Source organism: Gordonia polyisoprenivorans NBRC 16320 = JCM 10675 (assembly GCF_000241325.1).
GTDB classification, from domain to species: domain Bacteria; phylum Actinomycetota; class Actinomycetes; order Mycobacteriales; family Mycobacteriaceae; genus Gordonia; species Gordonia polyisoprenivorans.
The window spans coordinates 135,968-143,465 of record NZ_BAEI01000064.1; the positions used below are offsets into that span (position 1 = coordinate 135,968).

The window sequence follows — 7,498 nt, forward strand, 5'->3', positions numbered from 1 at the left end:
CAACGAATTCAAGCATTCTGGGGCTTTGCCTGAGTGGGGTCAGATCGACGTCCCGGAGGCTTGCTGCGTTCACCTTTTGTTCGCCGAGATATCAGTACGCTTCGCCCGACGTTGCCGAAGGCGGCGACCGAAGGACACTCCGAGAGGAATTCATGAGCACGATCGAGTCACCGGTGCGCGCACGCCGGGGGGCCTTGACGGCGATCGCCGCGGGCGCCATTGCGGCCGGTATCACTGCGGGCGCGGCGGCACCCGCCCACGCCGACACCTTCGTCCCGCTGCCGAACGGCAGCGTGTCGGGCCACGATCTCACGCTGACGCGTACCAACGAGTCGGCACAGGTGTCACCGTCGTTGGCGGCCAATGGTGCCGGACGCAACGTGTGGGTCAGTGCCAACATCACGCTGGCGGCGCCCAAGCTGCAGCCGACGGGATCGTTCCCGGCCAACGGTCCTGCGGGTGAGGCGACGATGCCGGGCACCAACGGCACGTCCAACGACGGCTCGGCGGCCACCCTGTCGGCCGGATACATCGTCGGTTGCCAGGTCAACGTCGGCAGCCTGACCGCCGGTATCACCGGCAGCATCACCTCGGCCGGCGTGCCCGGTGCGTCGGGGTCGCTGAGCGTTCCGCTGACCCCTGGTCAGGTGACCTTCGTGCAGATCGACAGCTACGACATCGCCAAGGCCGGCACCTACTATTTCAACTACCAGCGTTTCCAGATGCAGATCCAGAACTGCGCGGGCTATGCGCAGGCGCGGTCGTTCGTCACCGTCGAGACCGGCGGAAACAACCACAACAAGATCAACCTCTATGGCAAGCCGTTCTCGATCGGCTGACCGGCCCCACTCGACACCGACGAACTAAACAAGGAACACAATGACAATCCGTTTCACGCGTCTCTCGGTACTTGCCGGTGTGCCCGCCGCCGCGGCGATCGCCGTGCTGGCCACCGCGGGTGCCGCGGCCGCCGACGTCCACGTCTCCCTCCCGTCGCAGACCCAGACGCTGACCACCGGTGACGGCGTCGGGGTCACCCTGACCCGTTCGGGCGAGACCGCCACCATCAGTCCGTCGCTGGGCAGCACCCCGTTGCACCGCAACGCCTGGGTGTCGGCGACCTACAACGTCAACACCAGCAAGCCGGTCAGCAAGATCAAGTTCCAGGCCGGCTACATCGTGGGCTGCCAGGTGAACCTCAACGGCTTCACCAACTCGAACACCCCGTCGGGGTCGGTCTCGACCGCGGGCGTCGCCTCGGGCACGGTCAACGAGGGCGGCTCGATCTCGGTCGGCCCCGGCCAGGCCGTCAACTACTACGTCTACGACTACGAGCGCGCCGATCCCTTCGGCAACGACCAGCACAAGTCGTGGGTGCCGATCGTCAAGACCACCCATGGCGAGGTCAGCTACACCAACGAGACCATGCAGGTCAACGGGTGTGCCGGCTATGCGCAGGCGCGGTCGTTCGCGAATGTGTACATCATCGGCGACCACGGGGAGCAGATCGTCAGCTTCTACGGACAGCCGTTCAGTCTCGGGTAACCCTCTCACAGCCGGGACTGGCTGAGGTGACGACGTGCGACGCACCCCTGCGGGGGTCGCGTCGCACGTCCATCTGTGCGTCCGGAAGCGTGTCGTCGGGGCAGTGGCGGGCTGCGCCGCGTGAGACGATCGAGCAATGACTTTCGAGCCGACGCCGCACGAGCCGACAACGCCGGCCAGCGAGTCGATGGTCACCGTGATCATCGCCTTCGCCATGAACATCCTTGTGGCCGTGGCGAAGACCGTTGCCGCGGCGATCACCGGGTCGGCGTCGATGGTCGCCGAGTCGGCGCACTCGTGGGCCGATGCGGGCAACGAGGTGTTCTTGCTGATCGCCGAGCGGCGTGGTGGCCTGGGGCGTGATCGGGCGCATCCGTTCGGCCACGGACGCGAAACCTATATCTGGTCGATGTTCGCCGCCTTCGGATTGTTCGCCGTCGGCGCCGCGGTGTCGGTGATGCATGGCATCACCTCGCTCTCACATCCCGAGCCCGACGCCGATTACGTGGTCGGCTACCTCGTGTTGGCGATCTCGGCGGTTCTGGAGGCGACGTCGTTCATCCAGTCGATCCGACAGGCACGTGCGGGTGGGCGACGAATCTCGATGCATCCGTTGCGTTTTGTCAGCCGCACCTCCAACACGACGCTCCGCGCGGTGTTTGCCGAAGATGCTGCGGCACTGGTGGGCCTGGCGATCGCGGCCACCGGGATGGCGCTGCACGAGATCACCGGGTCGGCGGTGTACGACGCGGTCGGCTCGATCCTGGTGGGCTTGTTGCTGGGGGTCATCGCGATCTTCCTGATCAAGCGCAATGGCGAGTTTCTGTTGGGCCAGCGAGCATTACCTGCCACCCGGCAGGCGATCCTGCACCGGCTGCTCGCCCACCCCGACATCGACCGCGTGACCTACCTGCACGTCGAATACGTTGGTCCCGCACAGTATTACCTCGTCGCCGCCATCGACATCCGCGGCGATCTGCGAGAGCACGACGTCGCGGTTCTGTTGCGCCGCATCGAGGCCGAGATCGAGGAGCAGGACGCGATCGTGGAGGCGGTACTCACGCTGTCCACCGCAGATGAGCCGTCGTTGACAGAGTGAGGACGGCAGGGGGCGGGCCGGGTTCTGGACGGGGTTATCGGACGCGCGGCCGACACCGCCACGCGATCGCCACAGCGGCGAGCAGGTAGATGACGTCGCTGATCCACGCCAACGCGTCCGCCGATCCTGAGGTTGCGGTGGAGACGAATGCGTTCCAGCTGTAGGTGAACAGCAACGCGCTCGCCACGGCGAAGCGGTGGTGCGACGACCAACCCACCCATCGTGACGCGATACCGAGGAGGGTCAGCACCGCGACGATCGCGATGAGCATCAGCGAGGTGGCCAGTGCTGCGCCGTCGGCGCGGCGTCCCAGTTCGAACACGGCACCACCGATCAGCGTCAGCGCGAACAGGATCCACGGCGACAAGGTCTTGCGGGACGATCGCTCACCCCGCTCGACCTGACCACTCCGCCGCGACACCGCCGACGGGCCGAGGAGCGCGACAGCCACGAGGACTGCCGCAATGAGCAGGCACGTCCCCACCTGTGCCGGCGAAGCCAGGAAGTGGCCATAGGCGGGGTAATTGGTGGCGAACACGATGACCGCGCCGACGACGACGGCCACGGCCGTGCAGACCGCACCACGTCGTCGCAGCCATGGCTGTACGGCGCGCGCCCCCTGCGACGACTCGATCAGCGCGATCGGCGTCGCGATACTCCAACCGATGTGCAGTGTCAGCACGAACACCGTCCAGGGGACTCCGATTCCCAACGCGGGTATGTAGCCGCTGGCCAATAGATGCAGATGCGCGTAGTCGGGATTGAACAGACTCATGGTGAGCACGCCCTCTTCGACGACGGCGAAGGCCGCCGCCAGCAACAGGATCGACGGCCAGCCGAGGTGTCGCCGACGCACGGTCTCGCGAATGCCCAGCGCACAACCGCCGTACCACAGCGATAACGGCACGATGAGCGGTAGCAGCACGATCGGGAAGTCGCCCAGGAAGAACTCGGCGATCAATGGGGACAGGAAGAACAGGCCGATCGCAGGACTGTGGAGGATGCGACGAAAACCTGCGTGTGCGTGCAGTTCCGGGCTGTGCAGCGGTGTCGAGGTCATGCTCACAGCATGTTCGACGGTGCCGCGCCACACCCATGACAGCTGTCACGGATTCGCCCCCACAGGTGTCATGGGGCGATCAGAATCCGGTGTGCATCTCCCAGTAGAGGATCTCGGCGTCCTCGGTCGCGGTGACCGAAACGTCGCCGGCATCGGTCAGGCGTGCGGCATCCCCATCGGTGAGAGGAGTGCCGTCGAATGCGACCGATCCGCGCACGACATACAGGTGACCGAATCGGGAACCTGGCAGCATCACCGAGGTGTCCGCAGTCATTCGCGCGGCATGTAGTGCGGCATACGGATTCGGCAAAGACAGTGCGCCGCTGTGACGATCGCGGTCGAGTCCCGACACAATCGGCACGAGTTCGCCGGTGGACAGTGCGGAGGTGACGTCGGTTTCGGCGTATTCCGGTTCGTGACCGGCATATTCGGTGGCCACCCACATCTGCACGACGCGCAGTCGGGTGCGCTCGGTGCGGGTGGCGGCATTGCGTTCGGAGTGGGTGATGCCGGTGCCCGCGGTCATCCGCTGTACGACGCCGGGCGTGAGGATTCCGGAGTTGCCGCGCGAATCCCGATGGTGCAGAGCGCCGTCGACGACCCAGGTGATGATCTCGACGTCGGTGTGCTCGTGGGTGTCGAAGCCCTCGGCGGCGTCCACGGTGTCGTCGTTGTTGACCAGCAGGACGCCGTGCGCGTTGCCGACGAGATCGAAATTGCCGGTGGCAGGGAAGGATTGAAGTGAGGTGAGCCATTCGTTGTCCCACCGGTGGCGATCGTCGGAACGGATCACCCGAATGGTGTGCTCGGTGGTGGTAATCAAGGGGTCTCGCCTTCGAGGTCGTCGAGATGGGCGGCCAGCGTGCGCATCAGAGTGCCCAGTGCTGCACCGTCCTGCGCGGTCAGTGCCGTGGCGTAGAGGCGTCGCACGGCCGTGCCGTGATCTCGGGCGGCGGCGGTGAACGCCGCACGTCCGTCGTCGGTGAGCACCGCATAGCTCCCACGCCGATCTTCGGGGACCGCAGCGCGTGACAGCCAACCCCGCCGCACCATCACATCGATCTGATACGAGAGCCGCGAGGTCGAGAAGACCATCCGGTGCGACAGCTCACGCATCCGGGCTCGACCATCGGGGCATTCGTGCAGGATCAACAGAATGTGATAGTCCGACAACGACATTCCGCAGTGTCGGCGCAGATCGTCGTCGAGCAGGGTTTGCAGGCGGGCGCTGGTCTCGATGAACGGACGCCACGCGTCGGTTACGGGATCAGCACTCGTCTGCCTACCTGGGGTGCCGGGGGCTCGGCTCATCGGGTTCCTGTGTGCGGCATCAGCGCATTCGGCGGAACGACGCCGAGACGTCCGGCCTGGAAATCCTCCATGGCCTCGATCAACTGTTCGCGGGTGTTCATCACGAACGGACCATACTGGGCGACGGGCTCGCGGATCGGTTGACCGCCGAGAAACAGCACCTCCAGTGCCGGCCGGTTGCTGTCCTGGCCGGCGTCGGCGGTGACGGTGATGCGGTCGCCTGCGCCGAAGACCGCGAGTTGTCCCTGCTCGATGGGCCGGGCGTCGGGGCCGACGGTTCCCCGACCGGACAACACGTAGGCCAGTGCGTTGAAGTCGGTGCGCCACGGCACCGACACCGACGCGCCCGGTTCGATCGTGGTGTGTGCGACAGTGATCGGGGTGTGGGTGGACCCCGGACCGGCATGTCCGTCGATCTCGCCGGCGATGATGCGCACCAGCGCACCGCCGTCGGGGGTGGCGACCAGAGCGACGTTGCCGCCCTCGAGATTCTGGTAGCGCGGCGTGAGGAACTTGTCCTTGGCGGGCAGGTTCACCCATAGCTGGATGCCGTGGAACAGACCGCCTGATTCCACCAGTTCGGCGGGCGGGGTCTCGATGTGCAAGATACCCGATCCGGCGGTCATCCACTGGGTGGCGCCGTTCTCGATGAGCCCTCCGCCGCCGGTCGAATCCTGGTGCTGGAAGCGGCCGTCGATCATGTAGGTGACGGTCTCGAATCCGCGGTGCGGATGCCAGTCGGTGCCCTTCGGTTCACCCGGCTGGTAATCGACCTCGCCCATCTGATCCATGTGGATGAACGGGTCGAGCGCCGATGTGGGCACGCCGGCGAAGGCACGCACCACGGGGAAACCCTCGCCCTCGTAGCCGCGCGGGCCGCGGGTGATGGTGCGCACCGGGCGTTCGGTGGCCTCCAGTGGTGCCGGCGTCAGCCGGGGCAGGGTGGTGGTGTCGGCGGTGACGGCGGGCATGGGGTCCTCCTCGGATCGAGATTGCTCAAATCTGAGCAACTGAACGACTCAACAGCCGGATCGTGTCGCCTATTCCGCCTTGACCCTTCGATCTATTTGGTCGTACCATTAGTCAAATTCTGAAAGGTGGCGAGATGGCTGGCGTGTGGTTCGACGAATTGTCGGTAGGACAGAGGTTCGAGCATCCGATCCGACGGACGGTGACCGAGACCGACAACGTCTTGTTCACCGCGATGACCCACAATCCTGCGCTACTTCATCTCGACGAGGAGTACATGAAGGGAACGGCGTTCGGTCAACGAGTGGTGAACAGCGCCTTCACGCTTGGACTGATGGTGGGCATCTCGGTGGGGGATACCACGCTCGGCACGGCGGTGGCCAACCTCGGTTGGGATGAGGTGCGCTTCCCGAAGCCACTGTTCCATGGTGACACCATTCATGTGGTCACCGAGGTGATCGAACTCCGCGATTCCAAGTCGCGCCCGGACCAGGGCATCGTCACGTTCCTACACCAGGCCTTCAACCAGCACGATGAGCTCGTTGCCTCCTGCAAGCGCTCCGGACTGCAGCTCAGGAAACCACAATGAGCCGGCCGATCCGCTCGTTCCTGTTCGTTCCAGGCGATAGTGAGAAGAAGCTGGGCAAGGTCGCCGGCTCGACGGCCGATGCGGTCATCCTCGATCTCGAGGACTCGGTCAGCGAGAGACGCAAGGCGCTTGCGCGAGACATGGTGTCAGAGTTCATCGTTGGGAAGTTACACGACGAGGCTGGTCCGCAGCTGTGGGTGCGGATCAACCCGCTGGACGGCGAGCATGCGCTGGCCGACCTGGCGACGATCGTCCCAGCGGCGCCGTCGGGGATCATGATTCCGAAGATCACAGGTCCCGAGGACGTACGCCGGGTTGACCACTACCTCGAGGCTCTCGAGACCTCGCATGGCCTCGTGACCGGTTCGATCCGGCTCCTGCCGGTGGCCACCGAGACCCCGATAGCGCCGTTCCGGCTCGGTGACTTCGCTGCGGCAGCCATCTCTCGCCTGTACGGTTTGACCTGGGGGGCAGAAGATCTCAGTGCCGCTCTGGGGGCCTCGACAAATCTTGGTCCCGACGGACGATGGGCCACGACCTATCAGATGGTGCGATCGCTGATGCTGATGGGAGCCCATGCAGCGGCAATCGAGGCGGTCGAAACCCTGTACGTCGACATTCGGGATGATGCCGGGCTGGCGGAGTCGTCGAGGCGTGCGCGAGCAGAGGGCTTCAGCGGGCGCATCGCGATCCATCCCGCCCAGGTCGATACGATCAATGCGGCGTTCACACCGTCAGAAGCGGAGATCGAGTATGCGCACCGCGTGGTCGATGCGTTCGCCGCCGACGTGGGAACCGTTGCGCTGGACGGAAAGATGCTCGACATGCCGCATCTCGTCCAGGCGCGCAAGGTCATTGCACTTGCCGAGCCGGCAGGCTGAGCCGATCGGGCCCGCAGGTGTTCTGACGCGCAGGCCGACGAATT

The 7,498-nt window shown here is 65.3% G+C and carries 9 protein-coding genes; 5 read left to right on the top strand and 4 right to left on the bottom strand.

Features of this window, described 5'->3' with window-relative positions; genetic code table 11:
- Positions 1–152 precede the first annotated feature (152 nt).
- From GOPIP_RS16910 to GOPIP_RS16920, 3 genes are all read left to right on the top strand, one after another.
- Positions 153–839, top strand: a complete 687-nt coding sequence (locus GOPIP_RS16910; RefSeq protein WP_006370960.1) for an MspA family porin — start codon at positions 153–155, stop codon at positions 837–839.
- 40 nt (positions 840–879) lie between these two features.
- Complete coding sequence (locus GOPIP_RS16915) at positions 880–1,545, top strand: MspA family porin (RefSeq protein ID WP_006370961.1); 666 nt, start codon at positions 880–882, stop codon at positions 1,543–1,545.
- A gap of 136 nt (positions 1,546–1,681) precedes the next feature.
- The gene (locus GOPIP_RS16920; protein ID WP_006370962.1) at positions 1,682–2,644 is read left to right on the top strand and encodes a cation diffusion facilitator family transporter; all 963 of its coding nucleotides are present in this window, start codon (positions 1,682–1,684) and stop codon (positions 2,642–2,644) included.
- Positions 2,645–2,678: 34 nt separating this feature from the next.
- Here the strand turns inward: GOPIP_RS16920 and GOPIP_RS16925 are convergent, their stop codons facing one another.
- The 4 genes from GOPIP_RS16925 to GOPIP_RS16940 all read right to left on the bottom strand — a co-directional run bounded on the left by GOPIP_RS16925 (position 2,679) and on the right by GOPIP_RS16940 (position 5,986).
- On the bottom strand, positions 2,679–3,704 hold the full coding sequence (locus GOPIP_RS16925) for an AF_0692 family protein (protein ID WP_210739626.1): 1,026 nt from the start codon (positions 3,702–3,704) through the stop codon (positions 2,679–2,681).
- A 79-nt stretch (positions 3,705–3,783) separates the two neighbouring features.
- Positions 3,784–4,524 carry a pirin family protein gene (locus GOPIP_RS16930; RefSeq protein WP_035728274.1) on the bottom strand — a complete coding sequence of 247 codons (741 nt, stop codon included), beginning with the start codon at positions 4,522–4,524 and terminating at the stop codon, positions 3,784–3,786.
- Positions 4,524–5,015: a MarR family winged helix-turn-helix transcriptional regulator gene (locus GOPIP_RS16935; RefSeq protein ID WP_006370965.1), complete on the bottom strand. Its 492-nt coding sequence runs from the start codon at positions 5,013–5,015 to the stop codon at positions 4,524–4,526. Before GOPIP_RS16935 ends, GOPIP_RS16930 begins: the two co-directional genes overlap by 1 nt.
- Positions 5,012–5,986 carry a pirin family protein gene (locus tag GOPIP_RS16940; protein ID WP_006370966.1) on the bottom strand — a complete coding sequence of 325 codons (975 nt, stop codon included), beginning with the start codon at positions 5,984–5,986 and terminating at the stop codon, positions 5,012–5,014. Before GOPIP_RS16940 ends, GOPIP_RS16935 begins: the two co-directional genes overlap by 4 nt.
- A gap of 134 nt (positions 5,987–6,120) precedes the next feature.
- Between GOPIP_RS16940 and GOPIP_RS16945 the strand changes: the two genes are divergently transcribed.
- Positions 6,121–6,573: a MaoC family dehydratase gene (locus GOPIP_RS16945; RefSeq protein ID WP_006370967.1), complete on the top strand. Its 453-nt coding sequence runs from the start codon at positions 6,121–6,123 to the stop codon at positions 6,571–6,573.
- A complete protein-coding gene (locus GOPIP_RS16950; RefSeq protein ID WP_006370968.1) occupies positions 6,570–7,454 on the top strand; it encodes an HpcH/HpaI aldolase/citrate lyase family protein in 885 nt (294 codons plus the stop codon). Before GOPIP_RS16945 ends, GOPIP_RS16950 begins: the two co-directional genes overlap by 4 nt.
- Positions 7,455–7,498 lie beyond the last annotated feature (44 nt).

Bases quoted from the DNA above. Each gene is read 5' to 3' on its own strand.
- GOPIP_RS16910 (WP_006370960.1), top strand. From the start codon at position 153: ATGAGCACGATCGAGTCACCGGTGCGCGCACGCCGGGGGGCCTTGACG.
- GOPIP_RS16915 (WP_006370961.1), top strand. From the start codon at position 880: ATGACAATCCGTTTCACGCGTCTCTCGGTACTTGCCGGTGTGCCCGCC.
- GOPIP_RS16920 (WP_006370962.1), top strand. From the start codon at position 1,682: ATGACTTTCGAGCCGACGCCGCACGAGCCGACAACGCCGGCCAGCGAG.
- GOPIP_RS16925 (WP_210739626.1), bottom strand. From the start codon at position 3,704: ATGACCTCGACACCGCTGCACAGCCCGGAACTGCACGCACACGCAGGT.
- GOPIP_RS16935 (WP_006370965.1), bottom strand. From the start codon at position 5,015: ATGAGCCGAGCCCCCGGCACCCCAGGTAGGCAGACGAGTGCTGATCCC.
- GOPIP_RS16940 (WP_006370966.1), bottom strand. From the start codon at position 5,986: ATGCCCGCCGTCACCGCCGACACCACCACCCTGCCCCGGCTGACGCCG.
- GOPIP_RS16945 (WP_006370967.1), top strand. From the start codon at position 6,121: ATGGCTGGCGTGTGGTTCGACGAATTGTCGGTAGGACAGAGGTTCGAG.
- GOPIP_RS16950 (WP_006370968.1), top strand. From the start codon at position 6,570: ATGAGCCGGCCGATCCGCTCGTTCCTGTTCGTTCCAGGCGATAGTGAG.